The following is a 15,456-nucleotide window of genomic DNA, read 5'->3' as shown; positions in this document are numbered from 1 at the left end:
GCCACGTAAAAAAGCTTTCGCTTCAAGTATTAGACAAAGCAAGCTATTAACAACAATCTTTCAATGGATAGAAGTTTGTTGTTAGTAGGGTGCTTGCTCGTTTACAGGCCGTGGGCAAGTGATACAAGGGGGAGTGTTCTATGCGTTTGAAGACGCTCGCCGGTAATAGGGTCCCCTTACAAGCCTACTTGGAGAGGGTTCCAAACGTTATGAAATGACGGGAGAGTCCCCTCTTTTTTTAGAAACTCAGATATTTTTCAAACAGAAAGAGGATGCCCCTTTCCTATAAATCGTAAAATTCGTAGTTTTGGGACACCCTCTTGACTTCGAGTATGGGAACGGGAATCGCCAATACAACCCGAAAACATTCCATATTGTTTACGGATTCTCCGCAACGAAGGTGGAAGGAAACCTTCTGCTTAAAGCAGACATTTTCCGTATTTAAAGACCAGCTTACGGAACACGGGTAAAGTGGGATAGAGTGCACGCGCCATTTTATGGGCATCGGACCGCAATTCTTCAACCTCATCCTGTGTGAGAATATGTGGGCTAAACTTGGCCTTTAGCGCCAGTTCTTCCGAACGCGGGTTGATAGAAGCACCAAAGGCAGTGAGGTCTGTCAGATAAGCGTAAATTGCAAGGGCCGCTTGATTGGTATTGACCAGATGAAACCGTTTTTCACGCCGTTTCAAAAGAATAACCCGCCGCAGGGCAACCAGGAAAATTCCACCGCCAGCCGACAAAAATACCAAAAGAATGGGGGAAAGTGGGCCAAAATCAAATGAGGCAGATTCGGCAGTAGAAGATGCACTGGAAGATGTCTCCACCGGAGAGGAGGAAGTTGTAATTTCACTGGAAGACGGCTCACTGCTGCTTTCCGGTTCGCTTTCTGGTAGACTGGAGGACTCTTCTGGAAGAACATCGTCTGATTCGTTTAACTCACCAGAGGAAAGCTGGACACCTGGGGTGACCTCCAAAGGCTGCCAACCCAGCCCCGGGGTATAGACCTCCGCCCAAGCGTGGGCGTGCCGATCCGGAATATCCGCCCAGCCATCCTCCCCATAGTCCCCTGCGGTAACAGCATATCCCTCGGCATAGCGCGCGGGAATCCCCTGTGAACGCAAAAGTGCGACAGCTGTGCTGGCAAAATGAACACAGTATCCTTTATGGTTTTCAAAGAGAAAATAATCCACAAAATCGCGCCCCTCCGGTGTTGTTCCGGGGGATAGGGTGTATTCACCGCTGGATAGGACCAAATCTGTGATCGCGCGAACGACGGCCTCCTGTCCAGCGATTTCTACGGAGGGAATCCCCATCTGTATGCAGTACCATTGTAACTTTTCCAGAAGGTTTTGTGGCAACTGCGTATAATGGGTATTGGCAAAGGAACGATACGCCTGTTCCGCAGAATAGAACGGTTCGGAGACCAATTCAAGGTCTGCAGTCCGAGAAAAGCGGGTCAAATCCCATGTCTGTAGCGTATAATTTGCCATGCCAAATGGAGAAGTCGCGCGAATGTAAGCGTCATGGACAAATGCGGTACCGGGCAATTCCTCTGGACGGGAAGCCAGGCCATAAGGCGCGTAGATACAGTTCCGATTGGCAGCAACATTTTGTATTTCAATTTCCACCAAAAGCGATTGCTCTTCTGGAAGGGCATAAAAGGAGAGAAACTGTCCTGCCATGTTCTGTGGGTTAAAGTAAAGGGCGTCCTCCAGCTCGGCGTAGGAAGAGTCGGGAAGAGGTTCCCAACTGACACCGGTATAAACGCTTCCGGAAAATGCGTGCAGATACAAAGGCGTTTTGTCTGGATTCTTGACCCGCAAGACGGTTTGCCCGGTATATTCCCGGTTGCCCGCTGTGTTAAGATTGACACGCCCCAGCGTCCCGCCTTGTGTAGAAAAGAGGGAGGATTGATAAATCCCGCTTTCCAAATCCTTTCGAAGCTCTTCGATGGCGGCCGGACGGGTATAGGTATCCTGAGGAATCAACAAGCTCATACCCACCAGACAAAGGCCAACGGCGGGAAGTACAAGCAGGACGACACGGCCTGCGGCGGAGGTTCGGCCAAAGGAACTGTGCGCGCAAAAGCGGCTAAATAACAGCGTAGCCCAAAAGGCGAGCAGCATCAATACGGAAGGCCATGCAGGCGTGATCGTGAAACCCAGTGGAACAAGAAGGAAAGGGGCTGTCCCCAATAGGGAAAGCCAAAAGCTGTGCCGGCGGACGGTCCAGCATATATAACACGACAAAAAGAACAATACAAACGCCAGAAAGATCGTGCAGGCATTTGTATATTCTCCGACCGGCAAATCGACCCGAAATTGTGGAAAATCAAAACGAGAGTGCGCACTCATGGTAGACAGAATTTGATTGGTAGTCAGAACGAATCCTTGAAGGAAATAGGTTCGCAAAAAGTACGCGGTGACACAATAGGCCGCGGATAAGGCCAATAAGAATGGAAGGCGCCATCGCTTTAAAGAAAATACTACAAGAAATAGAAAGGTAAACAGTGCGATACACAGGGATAAAAATAAAGGCTTGACCGACAGAGAGAACGCCGATACAAGACATTGCGCAGTTCCAAACAGGCTGAGTAGAACCAAGAGCATATCTGCCAACAGAATGGATAAACTCCCCCGTTTTGGGTTCTTCCAGGCCGGACGGCTCAGGAGAATCCCCGCTTGATTTTGCTCTTTCATGGCACTTCCTCCCATACCGTGCCGCTGACGAGCTCCTCAATGTGCTGCGGCGTAATGGAAAACATATAGGGATACTCTTTTACGTCCCCCAAACGCATCCGGCATTCCGGAACGGATAAACCATCCTTCGGTGCTGGATGCGCCAGTAATTGGTTTAAAAGAGCATAAAGATCGTCAAAACTTGCCAAGTGTACTTGGCGAAGCTGAACAGCGTTGGGATCGTACCACTGCACCTCGTATTCCAGACCATTTTCCAATAAAAAATGGGAGAGAGCGGCAAGCCTGTCCAAGACACCGTCCAACATGTCGGTGTCACCAAACAGATCGATCATAATTAAAGCGGAACTGCAAATAGGAAGGCTGAACTCCTTGACCATAAGGTCTCCTGTGCGGGAAGAAAGCTTCCAATGAATGCTGCGCAACCGATCCCCCTCCCGATAGGGACGGACTCCGAAAATTTCGGAAGGATCGTCTCCGGGCTTTTCTGTGGAAAAGGTATCGCTTTCCGGGTCTGGAGTAGAAGAGGATTCCAAGGCAAGTTCCAAAGGGGCAATATGAGGAAGAATGAACAATTCCTTTGGCTTTGGAGCTCTATGCCGGCAAGTAAACAGACCGAGAAAATCGTAACATCGTATTTCTTCCAAAGAGAACAACAGCTTTCCGCAGTGCTGGGCAATCGCTTCGCGCTCGATCCGTTGCTTTCCATGAAAGACAGGCATAAAAACCGTTTCGGACGTTTCCTCGTGACTGAATGTATTGGAGTAACGGAGACGAATACGTGCACGTGCCATAGGAAATGGCGTTCGGTTTTCCACAATCAATTGGACGGGAAACGGACTTTTTCGGGCAACGGCTGTGAGGGGAATTTCCACATGGGCGCGCATCGCACACATCCCAGGCAGGCTCAAAACGAGGGAGAGAAACGGCAAAACCAGTGCGAAAATCAGGACAAAATAGGACAAATATCCATTAAAGAAAATATAAAATAGAACAGCCCCTACAAGGGCAAGCAAATAAACCAGTCGACATCGCAGCATAGGCACACCTCATTTAACGGTGGGCGCATTGACGCGATTCAGAATTTTTTCCAAGAGAGAGGCGACAGAAACATCCGCCATTTTGGCCTGAGGGCTCAATACAATGCGGTGGCCAATGACGTCGTGAAAGACAATTTGGACATCCCGCGGAATGACATAGTCGCGTCCACTCAGATAAGCGGCAGCCTGTGCCATACGGGTCAATGCAATGGAACCGCGGGGACTTGCACCCAGACGGATGAGAGGTTCTTTGCGGGTGGCAGCCGTCAGCCGTGCAATGTAATCATAGAGGCTGTCTGCCAGATAGATGCGTTCCACCTCCCGCTGCATGGATAAAATCTCCGTTGTTCCTACCACCTTTTGGACTTGTTCCAAGGGATCTCCCCCTTGTTTCCGGCGTAGAATCTCAATTTCATCTTCCAATTTGGGGTACCCCATCGTCAGGCATACCATAAAGCGATCCATCTGGGATTCTGGAAGAAGCTGTGTACCCGCAGATCCGACAGGATTCTGCGTGGCAATCACGATATATGGCTTGGGGGTTTCACGTGTTACGCCGTCTACGGTGATGCGTCCTTCTTCCATCACTTCCAGAAGTGCCGCTTGCGTTTTACTGGATGTTCGATTGATTTCATCCGCCAAGAAGAGGTTGCACAGAGCCGCGCCCGGCTTGTATTCGAGCTGGCCGGTGGACTTGTTGTACACAGAGAAACCGGTCACATCCGTAGGCATCACATCCGGCGTGAACTGCATTCGCCGGTAGTCTAGGGCCATCGCTTTTGAAAAAGCCAAGGCCAGAGTGGTTTTTCCAACCCCTGGAATATCCTCCAGCAGGATATGCCCCTGGGCCAGGATTACCATCAGCATTTTGCCGATCACGGCATTCTTTCCGACAACCGCCTTTTTTACTTCCTCTATAATTTCTAAAGCCTTCTGCATTCTTCATTCTCCTATTAAGAAAGTCATATGTTTTACAAATATTTTTCCAAGAAATTTCTTAACTGTGTCTATTATAGGGAATGTGGGCCTACTTTGCAATGGAAGGGGAAAAGAGTTCAAAAAACATTTAAATTTACTTGCCGCGTCCTTAGGGGCGCAGTACAATAGGAGTATCAACAGTGGGAGGCGGTCAATATGCAGGAACTTGAAAAATTGCAGAAGTTACAGGAGCTTGTAGACCAAAGCAGAAAAATAGTCTTTTTCGGTGGTGCGGGTGTATCCACAGAAAGCGGAATCCCGGACTTCCGCAGTGTGGATGGGCTTTACAATCAGCATTATTCCTATCCGCCAGAGGTGATGTTAAGTCATCGTTTTTATGTAACGCATACGAAAGAGTTTTTCGATTTTTACCGGGCAAAAATGCTCTATCTGGATGCACAGCCCAATGCCGCCCACATAAAATTGGCAGAATTGGAACGGGCAGGAAAGCTGACAGCGGTCGTCACACAAAATATTGATGGATTGCATCAGAAGGCGGGAAGTGAACGTGTAATGGAGCTGCACGGCTCGGTACATCGCAATTTCTGTCAGCGCTGCCATCAGATATATGACGCGCAATTTATACTGCACAGTACTGGAATCCCAACTTGTACATGTGGCGGTACGATCAAGCCGGACGTGGTGCTTTATGAGGAGAGCTTGAATCCGAATACATTGACCGAAGCTGTGGACGCTATTGAGCATGCTGACCTTTTGGTGATCGGAGGAACATCGCTGGCGGTTTATCCCGCAGCCAGTTTGATTCATTATTATCGGGGGAATCGTCTGGTTCTCATCAATAAATCGACTACATCGATGGATCAAAACGCAGATTTGACAATTCAGGGAAGCATTGGAGAGATTCTTGGCGCTATCCAGGTTCGATAGCCGTTTGATACCAGGGTAAAATAAGAAAAGGCTGCGCAGCGGCGGGTTCTCCGTCCATGCGCAGCCAATTTTTGGCTTATTTCATTTTAAAGGTAGCACATTCTGTCTGACTCTTGCAATCTGCCTTCCCACAGGAACCGTCTGCTACATGAATGTTTTCAGCAACACATTCGTTGTTCTCGTTGTAAATGCAATTGCGCGCTTCACAACGGACATGCAGGGACGGGTTCGGATTGGAACAGCCGCAGGAAGAGACATTGGATGCAGAGCTGGAACCGCTTTTCTCCATGAAGTCGGAGCAGCAGGTCTGTTCACATCCACAGGCACAGGCGCCTGCTACTTTGATGTCCGGGCGGCAGCAGCATTCTCGGCTGTTGTTGGCGCAGGTTGTGACGGTACATTTTAAATTCGTCATATCCACACTTCCATTACAATAGAATCACATCCGTGTTCTGCCGGAGCGGTTTTTCAATCACTCCGGCAGAAGAGGATGCAACTCTATTGTTAGCCGAATATAAGATATTTATTCACGTTTCTGCGCGCGTATTTCCAAAATATGGTCAAAAATACGCGAAGCAGTTTCTTCCTTGGAGAGCTGTGGAAGTTCCATCTCCGTTTCAGCGGTAATCAGTGTGACAATGTTGGTATCCGTACCAAAACCAGCTCCGGAAACCTTTAAATTGTTTGCAACAATCATATCTGCGTGCTTTTTAGCAAGTTTTTTTCGTGAATTTTCCAACATGTTTTGTGTTTCCATGGAGAATCCACAGAGAAATTGCCCTGGCCGGCGGTGTTCTCCCAAATATTGAAGAATATCGGTGGTACGTTCCAAGGCCAAGCTGCAATCGCTGTCCTGCTTTTTCATCTTCTCTTCATGAACCAATGCAGGGCGATAATCTGCAACAGCGGCTGCTTTTACAAGAATCTCCTGCTGCTCGCTGCGGGAGGCAACGGCCTCAAACATTTCCTGTGCGGTAGTAATAGGGACGACATCGACAAATGCCGGCGGCTTCAGAGCGGTAGGTCCGGTAACCAGCGTGACGGTTGCACCGCGCCGCGCTGCATTTTGTGCAAGCGCATAGCCCATTTTTCCGGTAGAATGATTGGTGATGTAGCGCACCGGATCGATGGATTCCTGTGTCGGTCCAGCGGTGACCAGCACGTGCAGCCCAACCATATCTTTTGCATATTCCAATTCTTGGTAGACATATTCCAAGATCACTTCAGGGTCGGGGAATTTTCCGGCGCCGGTATCTCCACAAGCAAGATAGCCCGAACTGGGTTCAATGACGGTGAATCCATACTTTCGCAGAATATTCAGATTATCTTGCGTAATTGGATTTTCATACATCCTGGTATTCATGGCAGGAGAAACCAGTTTTTTACACTGGCAGGCCAAAACGGTTGTAGTCAGCATGTCGTCTGCCAAGCCATGGGCCATTTTTGCAATCACATTGGCGGTTGCCGGGGCAATCAGGCAGAGATCGGCAGCCTTGGCAATCGAAACGTGTTCTACTTGAAATTGGAAGTTGCGGTCAAAGGTATCTACGAGACATTTGTTTCCCGTCAAACTTTCAAAGGTGATGGGATTGATAAAATTTGTGGCATTTTGGGTCATCAAAACATGGACATGGCATCCCTGCTTGTGAAGAGCACTGGCCAAATAGGCGGCTTTGTACGCGGCAATTCCACCGGTGACGCCCAACAGTATGGTCTTTCCTCGCAACAATGTTATTCCCCCATTTCTCGTGATTGTTCCACCGTGTACTTTGTGCGTTTTCTGTGAATATATCAGGTTTCTTACAGGAGAATACCTGAATAGCCCCATAGGCTGGTCCATATAACGCCTGATTCGAAAACGGCTCTGAAACGGACGCACTATAGCTACCGGGCAATGTTATGGAACAACAGTCCATTGGTTTGTTTCATATGCCTGTAAAAAGCGGATGGCCTTTTCAATGATATTATAACACGGATTCTAGTCCGCGTATAGTTGCAGAAATGGCTTGCTCATTGGATATGGGGAAATATATTGTTGATTTTTTAACGATCTTAGCGTATAATAAAGGCGAAAAATTGCGCTGCATCTTTTTCAAAAGAGCAGCAGCAGGAGGTAGTAAAAATGAATCGTCAGACCGCAAAGTACCGCGATTTTGTGCTGCTAGCCTTGTTCGCGGCCATCATCCTGTTGTTGGCCTTTACGCCGATTGGTTATATTCAGCTTCCAATCATCAAGGCCACGATCGTCCACGTGCCGGTAATACTTGGTGCAATTGTTCTAGGGCCAAAGAAGGGCGCTATTTTGGGCGTATTGTTTGGGCTGACAAGTTTTATCAGCAATACCTTTATGCCGACGGCGCTTTCCTTTGCATTTTCGCCGGCGATCCCGCTTCCGGGCACGCCGAACGGCAGCATTTGGAGTTTGTTTATCTGTTTTATCCCGCGTATTTTGGTGGGGGTTGTGGCGTATTATGTATTTGCGCTGTTCCAAAAGCTGATGAAAAAAAGCACAAAGGGAGAATTTTTGTCCCTGGCCGTTGGAGCTTTGGCTGGCTCTTTTACCAACACGATTTTGGTTATGGGCAGTATTTTCCTGATTTTTAAGGATGCTTATGCGGCGATTAAAGGAATCCCTGCCGACGCAGTTATGGGTGCCATTCTGGCGGTAGTGGGTGCAAATGGTGTACCGGAGGCTGCCGCCGCCATTGTATTGACGGTAGCGATTGGAAAGGCCCTGCTGGGATTGCAAAGAAAGGGCCGCGTATAAGACAGTAAAAGGCAGAAAGGATGACACACAGATGATTCTTGCCATTGATGTTGGAAATAGCAACATTGTGTTGGGCGGCATCGACAATGAAAAAATCTATTTTACTGTGCGGATCTCCACGGACCGCTTTAAATCCAACGATGAGTATGCGGTTTTAATGAAAAATCTGATTGAATTAAATGGATATACGCCGTCTGAGATGGAAGGAAGCATCATATCCACGGTGGTCCCCGCGTTGGCAACTACGCTACGCCTTGCTTTAGAAAAAATCACAGGGAAACCATGTATGGTGGTGGGGAGCGGCCTAAAGACCGGGTTGAATATTTTGATTGACAATCCGGCGCAGCTTGGCAGCGATCTGGTGGTTGATGCAGTGGCAGCGATCGCCGAGTACCCAAAACCTGTTATGATTTTTGATCTCGGAACAGCGACCACCCTTTCTGTGGTGGACAAAAAGGGGAACTACTTGGGTGGCATGATTATGCCTGGCGTTGTCGTTGGAGTAGAGGCAATTTCGAACCGTGCATCGCAGTTGCCGCATATCGGTCTGGAGGCGCCCAAGCGCTTGGTTGGGACGAATACGATCGATTGCATGAAGAGTGGTGCGATTTATGGAAATGCCGCCATGCTGGACGGTATCGTAGAACGTGTTGCAGAAGAACTGGGAGAAGCGCCGACGGTCATTGCGACTGGCGGCCTTGCGCGTGTGATTGTTCCACATTGCCGCAGAAAGATTATCTGTGACGACAATCTGATGTTAAAAGGCCTATTGATTGTCTACAATAAAAACCGGCGTGATTAAATACCCTTTTGATGCAATGAGGAGCCCTTCCCATACTATGGGAAGGGCTCCTCATTTCGGTTTAAAGATCCGTCGTACTCGGGTTCTGGACTTGAATGGAAACCTGAGTGACATAATCCTGGATGTCAGACACAGCAAAATCATTGATCCCGATTTCGTAAGCGTAGCCGGTAAAGTGCAATCCGTGCTCTTTTGCCAGGCGAAACATCTTCTGATACAGCGCTGGAAGGCGTTCCCAACTTCCACATAAATAGCCACATAAATAGGTCCCCTTTGGTTTTAATAGGACACGATCGTTCTCTTTTGGTTTTTCAGTTGGGGAAAACAAGCCGTCGTATACCTCAAACGCCGCATTTTGGACTTTTTCGAGAGATATATAGCTTCCGACTCCCAAACGGTATTGTTCCGGTTGCCAGATGTTCTGGACAAATCGGAATACCTCAGCAACATCGTCATTTGCAAAGCGATAGGGGGCAGTCAATAGATATTCATCTTGACAGGAGACAAAGCGTAATTCCATGTCCGTGATCTCCTGGGACAACAACAGTTGCTTCTGCTTCTTTTCAAGAATTTTCTGGGTTCTTTCTAATGCTTTGATCTCCTCTGCAATTTCTTCCTGTTTGCGGTCCACTGTTTGTAAAAATTTCTGCTCATCAAGTTTACAAACAATCTCTTTGATCTCATCAATGCGCAAATTTAGTTCTTTTAGCATACGTATAAAAGCGAATTCCATGCTTTGCGCATAGTCGTAGTAACGATAGCCGTTCGCTCCTTTCCATTTAGGGGAAAATAGACCGATGCTGTCGTAATAATGAAGCGTCCTTTTGTTCACATGGTGTAGTTTTGCAAATTGGGAGGTCGTTAACTTTAACTCATTTGATTTCACAAAAATTCTCCTTGACTTTACAGTTGCTGAATCGTTTATGATGCGTATAGAATTTTTTAAGAATAGGCAGAAAGGAAAAAAGATGAACATTCTATTGAGAGATCTGAAATGGGACGATTTGAAAGCACTGGAAGATGTGATCCGAGTGACTTGGAACTATGATCGATTTGCCTCTCCAAAGACGGCGAAAAAACTGGCAAAGGTTTATTTGGCATCCTGTTTGGCAAACCAGACCTTTTCGCGCATAGCGGAAGCCGACGGCCTTCCGGTGGGCGTCATTTTGGGAAAAGACATCGAGAACCACCGTTGTCCATTCAAGTATCGAATGCGCCAGATCCTAGGAATCATCCAACTTCTCATGATGAAAGAGGGAAGGCAGTTGCTCAAATTTTATCAGGCAATCGATGGGGTGGATCAAAAGCTTTTGGAACAATGTGATAAGCCTTATAAAGGAGAAGTAGCCTTATTTGCTTTATCTCCGGAATATCGTGGATTGGGACTTGGAAAGCAACTGTTTCACAGTTTACTTCAGTATATGGCTCAAAGGGGGATTCCCAGTTTCTATCTATTCACGGATACAAGTTGTAATTTTGGCTTCTATGAACATCAAGGAATGATTCGCCGGCAGCAGTACAGATGTACAGTCAGCCTCAAAGGACAAACTGCCACAATGGAATTCTACCTTTACGATCGGCCGGTTGCAAAAGAGGGGAACGCTCCTTCCTGCAAGAGATAGATGAAAAATAAGCGGACAGCATTCCATACTGTCCGCCGCGGTTATACGGTTGTGGAAGGAGTGACAATGGTTTTCTTTTTCCAGCCGCCATGTAGATAGGATACCAAGACGATGATAATGCCAATCGCCCAGCTGACGGGATAGGAATAGTAGATAAATTCTTTTCCCCAGACACCTGCAATCCAATAGGCGATAGGAACCCTTGCCAACCACAGCGAAAGCAAGCTTGCCGCCATGGGGACGATCATGGAACCAGCTCCGCGTAGGACAGCGCTGAGAATAAAAAGAATTGCACACAAGAAATAGAAGGGAAGCAATGCATGCAGATAATAAACACCAGCTTCTATGACTGCGGGGCTTTGGCTGAACATATGCATCAACAGATCACTGAGCGGAAAAACCACCACACTGATGAGGATGCTTGCACCTACACACAGTGTCAGTCCAGCGCGCGTACCGCGGTGTACCCGTTCCATACGGGCGGCGCCGACATTTTGGCCGACATAGGTGGTGACAGCAGTAGACATACTTTGAATGGGAAGAAACACAAATGTATCGATTTTATTGGCGCCATTAAAACCAGCGGTAAAGGTAGAGCCATAACTGTTGACCAATGCCTGCATGGCCATAATCCCAACGGCAAATAAAGCTTGCTGAATACCGGAAGGAACCCCTAGCTTAATAGCCTTTTGAAACAGGGAACGATTGAAGTGAAATTGGAAGAGATGAATATGTAGGAATGTGTAATGCCGGTTGATAAAGTACACGCCGAACAACCAGGAAGTGATCTGTGCAAGAATGGTTGCTAAGGCTACCCCAAACACGCCCATCCCACAGAATGTGAAAGCCAGGTCCAACACGATATTGATTCCTGCTGCGGTAGAAAGAAACAGTAAGGATGTACGGCTGTCTCCTAAACCCTGTAGAATACCTGCGTTGATATTAAATCCAAGGGTGCCGATCATACCGACAAAAATCACAATCATATAGATTTCTGCGAGCTCCAATGTACCATCGTTTGGGACATTCATCAAGAGGAGCAATGGCCGGCTGCATAAAATGCCGATGATTGTGAGTGGGATGATCCCAATCATCATCGCGGTGTAGATGGTGTTGACCGTCGCACGGACATTTTCCATGTCCCTCGCACCGTAGTATTGTGAAATCATAATCGTTGCACCCGTGCTCAGTCCCATAAACAGAGAGCTCATCATAAAGATGATGGGAAACCCGGTTCCTACTGCGGCAAGCGCCTTTTCTCCGATAAAATTTCCTACAACAATGCTATCCACCATATTGTAGAGCTGCTGAAACACATTTCCCAACAGCAACGGAGCGGTAAATAGGAACAAGAGCCGGTAAGGGCTGCCACTGGTCATATCTGTGGCGCCAGCGTGAAGTTTTTTCACGGAAAGAACTCCTTTACTTTTAGATTTCCGAATAGAAAAGGCCCCTTCAGGAGGCCGTTTGACGGCGATCCGAAAGGGCCCGATCAGAAAAGCACGGTAGGGAATGGATTACCGGGCGTTTTCCTTCATCTCTACAGCTTTGCAGATCAAGTCGATGGAATTTTCAATGCCAAAGGCAGAGGATTCCAACATAAGGTGATAATTTTCCGGGCTTCCCCACTTTTGGTTGGAGTAAAAGTTGTAATAATTTGCACGCTGTTTATCTTGTTTCACCAGTGTATCTGCTGCTTTAGCCGGATCGACGTCGTATTTTTTGATGATTCGGTCCATACGTGCAAAATGATCCGCGTAGATAAATACATGCAGACAATTTTTATTTTCACGCAGAACGTAATCGGCGCAGCGGCCCACTATGACACAGGGGCCTTTTTCCGCCGCCTCGCGGATGATTTGAGACTGTGCTAAGAATAATTTGTCATTGATGGGCAAATTATCCATCGGTGTTATTTGGCTTCCAAAGGTATAGTTTCCCATCATCAAAGAATATAACAAACTGTTGGTAGCTTTTTCATCCGCCTTTTCAAAAATTTCGGGGCTCATGCCGCTTTGCTTTGCCGCTAATGTAATCAAATCCTTATTATAAAAAGGAATCCCCAACCGCTTGGCGACTTTTTCCCCGATTTCTCTTCCGCCGCTGCCATATTGCCGCGCAATGGTAATGATGGTTTTGGTACTCATGCTCAACTCCTCCTATCAGATGAGGTTCTAACCCCAAAAAATTCTACAAAGAATGGACTTTTCTGTGAATTTCTTTTATTTTACTGCGGTTCTACAGGTTTGTCAAACGGTCTTTTCCGGGCAAAGGAACGCGCTCTGAGGTTGCCTACAACCCAGAGCGCGTTCCTTTGTTTTAGAACTTATTCTGCATCAAATACACCAGTGGAGAGGTAGCGCTCTCCTGTATCCGGCAGCAGGACGACAATTTGTTTCCCTTTGTTTTCTGGACGTTTTGCAAGCTGTGTTGCCGCATAGACAGCAGCACCGGAGGAAATGCCGGCCAGTAGACCTTCTGTTCTTGCGAGTTCCTTAGTGGTAGCATATGCGTCCTCGTTGGTCACAGTGAGAACCTCATCGAGAATGTCTGTATTGAGAATATCCGGAACAAATCCAGCGCCAATGCCCTGAATTTTGTGAGGTCCAGCCTTTCCCTGCGTGATGACGGGGGAGGACGCAGGTTCCACACCGACAATTCGAATCTTCGGATTGTAGGATTTCAGACCTTCCCCTGTGCCGGTGATGGTTCCACCAGTTCCCATTCCAGCGACAAAAATATCGACTTTGCCGTCCGTATCAGCCCAAATCTCCTGGGCAGTTGTGGCACGATGAGCGGCCGGATTGGCTGGATTGGTGAACTGGCCAGGGATAAAGGAGTTGGGAATTTCTTTTGCGAGCTCCTCTGCCTTGGCAATGGCGCCTTTCATACCGGCAGCCCCCTCGGTGAGGACAAGTTCTGCACCGAGGGCGGATACCAAGCGGCGGCGTTCTAAGCTCATGGTTTCCGGCATGGTCAAAATCAGTCGATACCCTTTGGAAGCTGCCACAAAGGCAAGCCCTACGCCAGTATTGCCGCTGGTCGGTTCAATAATAGTTGTATCCGAATTGATAAGACCACGCTCTTCTGCGTCTTGAATCAGTGCGAAACCGACGCGATCCTTTACAGAGGAAAGCGGGTTAAAGGACTCCAGCTTTGCCACAAGTGTGGCTTCCAGGTTGTGCTTTGCTTCATAATTTGACAATTCGAGAAGAGGGGTATGGCCGATCAGATCCGTCAATTTTTTGGAAATCTTCATGTACATTCGCTCCATTCTATCTGGTTTTTAGCAGACTGCTTGAATTCCTATTAAATTAGTAAGGATTAAATTTTTCCCTATTATATTCCATATATATGACAAAGTCAATAGGAAAAATCTTGTTTTTATTGCATCGGTCCCCAAATCATAGTATAATAGTAGACAATCAAATGCAGTCATACAGAGGGGAAGTGCTATGAAGCTTTCAACCAAGGGCCGTTATGCACTCGAGGGGCTTTTTTATATGGCGATTGCGACGCCGGATCGAGCGGTAAGCATCAAAGAGATCGCTACAGGGACTGGGATTTCCGCTGCTTATTTGGAGCAAATCTTTTTTAAGCTTAAACAGTCGGGCATCATTCGTACTGTGCGCGGTGCCCGGGGAGGTTTCATTTTTAATCAACCGCTTTCGGAAATTTCTGTTGGCCAAATCATCCGAGCAGTAGAGGGGAGTTTGGTTCCTGTCAAGTGTGTGGAGTCGCTCTCCGCCTGTACCAGCAGGGTACGAGGCACTTGTATCAGCAGGCAGGTGTGGGTGGAATTATCGGATGCCCTTGCGCGTGCAGCGGATAGTATTACACTCGATCGCCTTCGGACTGAATGGAAGACCGAGCAGGAAGGGGGAATGCCCCGATGAAAATATCGACTCGAGGCCGCTATGGACTGCGGGCGATGATCGATCTAGCCTTGCATGCCGAGGAGGGGCGTGTGCCATTGGCTGCAATTGCCGCGCGACAGGACCTGTCCCTCAACTACTTGGAAAGTATTTTTTCTGCATTAAAGCGCGCGGGTTTTGTTTTGGGAATGGCTGGTGCGCAAGGGGGATATTCTCTTGCCAGACCAGCGGAACAGATTTCTTTGCAGTCAATATTAGAGGCGTTGGAGGGGGATCTGTCCATTTCTGAAGAGCTTGATGCAGGGACACCGTTGCGCGCTTTTTTGAAGCGGCATGTTTGGGACGCCATCGATCAAGAGGTGGAGATTACCTTGCGGGCCACCTCCTTGGCGGAAATGGTTGAACGTATTCAACTGCAAGCATCATCCGCCGATAGTTCGATCCTTTAATCGAATTGAGAGTTATTTAAAAGAAGCCGCTGTCCAATGTGTGCAGAATGGACAGCGGCTTTTCATATTAATTTTTATACCAATAAGAATGCAAGTTATACACGCCAACGAAATGCCTCTTGAAACGCTGTAGCAAAACCGTGTTCCTGCGTGCGTCGGACTTCTCTCAACTCAGGATTGGGCTGTGTCTCCAGAAGGAAGTCGACCGAACGATCCACTTCCAGGTACTGTATGGCCTCTGGGCATTGAATCATCGGCATTCCAAAGCCAAGCGGTGTTTCCAACATTCGATCACCCTTCCATAGCATTCGCCTATGGAAGTAAAAATATGCGTCA

Annotated in this window: 16 protein-coding genes; 6 read left to right on the top strand and 10 right to left on the bottom strand. The window is 47.7% G+C overall.

Annotation, left to right across the window (positions count from 1 at the left end; translation table 11 throughout):
* Window positions 1–419: 419 nt before the first annotated feature.
* From B9Y59_RS09860 to B9Y59_RS09850, 3 genes are read right to left on the bottom strand one after another with little or no spacing between them, the layout of a single operon-like run.
* Window positions 420–2,702 carry a transglutaminase TgpA family protein gene (locus B9Y59_RS09860; RefSeq protein ID WP_158088996.1) on the bottom strand — a complete coding sequence of 761 codons (2,283 nt, stop codon included), beginning with the start codon at window positions 2,700–2,702 and terminating at the stop codon, window positions 420–422.
* The gene (locus tag B9Y59_RS09855) at window positions 2,699–3,739 is read right to left on the bottom strand and encodes a DUF58 domain-containing protein (protein WP_085533193.1); all 1,041 of its coding nucleotides are present in this window, start codon (window positions 3,737–3,739) and stop codon (window positions 2,699–2,701) included. The genes B9Y59_RS09860 and B9Y59_RS09855 overlap by 4 nt, the downstream gene beginning before the upstream one ends.
* Before the next feature lie 9 nt (window positions 3,740–3,748).
* On the bottom strand, window positions 3,749–4,678 hold the full coding sequence (locus tag B9Y59_RS09850; RefSeq protein ID WP_054324358.1) for an AAA family ATPase: 930 nt from the start codon (window positions 4,676–4,678) through the stop codon (window positions 3,749–3,751).
* Between the two features lie 195 nt (window positions 4,679–4,873).
* Here B9Y59_RS09850 and B9Y59_RS09845 point away from each other — a divergent pair, with 195 nt between their 5' ends.
* Window positions 4,874–5,605 (top strand): NAD-dependent protein deacylase, encoded by a 732-nt coding sequence (locus tag B9Y59_RS09845; RefSeq protein ID WP_085533192.1) that lies wholly within the window; start codon window positions 4,874–4,876, stop codon window positions 5,603–5,605.
* A gap of 76 nt (window positions 5,606–5,681) precedes the next feature.
* On the opposite strand, the gene B9Y59_RS09840 is transcribed toward B9Y59_RS09845, so the two are convergent.
* Together B9Y59_RS09840 and coaBC are read right to left on the bottom strand one after the other, a co-directional pair.
* Complete coding sequence (locus B9Y59_RS09840; RefSeq protein ID WP_054324356.1) at window positions 5,682–6,020, bottom strand: DUF1540 domain-containing protein; 339 nt, start codon at window positions 6,018–6,020, stop codon at window positions 5,682–5,684.
* Between the two features lie 108 nt (window positions 6,021–6,128).
* A complete protein-coding gene (coaBC, locus tag B9Y59_RS09835; protein ID WP_085533190.1) occupies window positions 6,129–7,334 on the bottom strand; it encodes a bifunctional phosphopantothenoylcysteine decarboxylase/phosphopantothenate--cysteine ligase CoaBC in 1,206 nt (401 codons plus the stop codon).
* Between the two features lie 393 nt (window positions 7,335–7,727).
* Here coaBC and B9Y59_RS09830 point away from each other — a divergent pair, with 393 nt between their 5' ends.
* A complete protein-coding gene (locus B9Y59_RS09830) occupies window positions 7,728–8,372 on the top strand; it encodes an ECF transporter S component (protein ID WP_085533188.1) in 645 nt (214 codons plus the stop codon).
* Between the two features lie 31 nt (window positions 8,373–8,403).
* Window positions 8,404–9,174 carry a type III pantothenate kinase gene (locus B9Y59_RS09825; protein ID WP_054324354.1) on the top strand — a complete coding sequence of 257 codons (771 nt, stop codon included), beginning with the start codon at window positions 8,404–8,406 and terminating at the stop codon, window positions 9,172–9,174.
* Window positions 9,175–9,235: 61 nt separating this feature from the next.
* On the opposite strand, the gene B9Y59_RS09820 is transcribed toward B9Y59_RS09825, so the two are convergent.
* Window positions 9,236–10,060 carry a MerR family transcriptional regulator gene (locus tag B9Y59_RS09820; RefSeq protein ID WP_054324353.1) on the bottom strand — a complete coding sequence of 275 codons (825 nt, stop codon included), beginning with the start codon at window positions 10,058–10,060 and terminating at the stop codon, window positions 9,236–9,238.
* A gap of 82 nt (window positions 10,061–10,142) precedes the next feature.
* Here B9Y59_RS09820 and B9Y59_RS09815 point away from each other — a divergent pair, with 82 nt between their 5' ends.
* The gene (locus B9Y59_RS09815; protein WP_085533186.1) at window positions 10,143–10,796 is read left to right on the top strand and encodes a GNAT family N-acetyltransferase; all 654 of its coding nucleotides are present in this window, start codon (window positions 10,143–10,145) and stop codon (window positions 10,794–10,796) included.
* Window positions 10,797–10,837: 41 nt separating this feature from the next.
* Here the strand turns inward: B9Y59_RS09815 and B9Y59_RS09810 are convergent, their stop codons facing one another.
* From B9Y59_RS09810 to cysK, 3 genes are all read right to left on the bottom strand, one after another.
* On the bottom strand, window positions 10,838–12,205 hold the full coding sequence (locus B9Y59_RS09810) for an MATE family efflux transporter (RefSeq protein ID WP_242967285.1): 1,368 nt from the start codon (window positions 12,203–12,205) through the stop codon (window positions 10,838–10,840).
* A 108-nt stretch (window positions 12,206–12,313) separates the two neighbouring features.
* The gene (locus tag B9Y59_RS09805; protein ID WP_054324351.1) at window positions 12,314–12,943 is read right to left on the bottom strand and encodes a cytidylate kinase-like family protein; all 630 of its coding nucleotides are present in this window, start codon (window positions 12,941–12,943) and stop codon (window positions 12,314–12,316) included.
* A gap of 179 nt (window positions 12,944–13,122) precedes the next feature.
* Window positions 13,123–14,055, bottom strand: coding sequence for a cysteine synthase A (gene cysK / locus B9Y59_RS09800; RefSeq protein ID WP_054324350.1), 933 nt, complete (start codon window positions 14,053–14,055; stop codon window positions 13,123–13,125).
* 196 nt (window positions 14,056–14,251) lie between these two features.
* On the opposite strand from cysK, the gene B9Y59_RS09795 reads away from it, so the two are divergent.
* Together B9Y59_RS09795 and B9Y59_RS09790 are read left to right on the top strand one after the other, a co-directional pair.
* A complete protein-coding gene (locus B9Y59_RS09795) occupies window positions 14,252–14,692 on the top strand; it encodes an RrF2 family transcriptional regulator (RefSeq protein ID WP_054324349.1) in 441 nt (146 codons plus the stop codon).
* Window positions 14,689–15,120: an RrF2 family transcriptional regulator gene (locus tag B9Y59_RS09790; RefSeq protein WP_054324348.1), complete on the top strand. Its 432-nt coding sequence runs from the start codon at window positions 14,689–14,691 to the stop codon at window positions 15,118–15,120. Before B9Y59_RS09795 ends, B9Y59_RS09790 begins: the two co-directional genes overlap by 4 nt.
* Before the next feature lie 95 nt (window positions 15,121–15,215).
* Here B9Y59_RS09790 and B9Y59_RS09785 read toward each other — a convergent pair whose 3' ends face one another.
* On the bottom strand, window positions 15,216–15,407 hold the full coding sequence (locus B9Y59_RS09785) for a hypothetical protein (RefSeq protein WP_054324347.1): 192 nt from the start codon (window positions 15,405–15,407) through the stop codon (window positions 15,216–15,218).
* Between the last annotated feature and the right edge of the window lie 49 nt (window positions 15,408–15,456).

Source organism: Anaeromassilibacillus sp. Marseille-P3371, assembly GCF_900169665.1.
Classification (GTDB): Bacteria; Bacillota; Clostridia; order Oscillospirales; family Acutalibacteraceae; genus Anaeromassilibacillus.
Note: the sequence above shows the minus strand (reverse complement) of the source record. Positions and strands in the feature narration are given on the sequence as shown.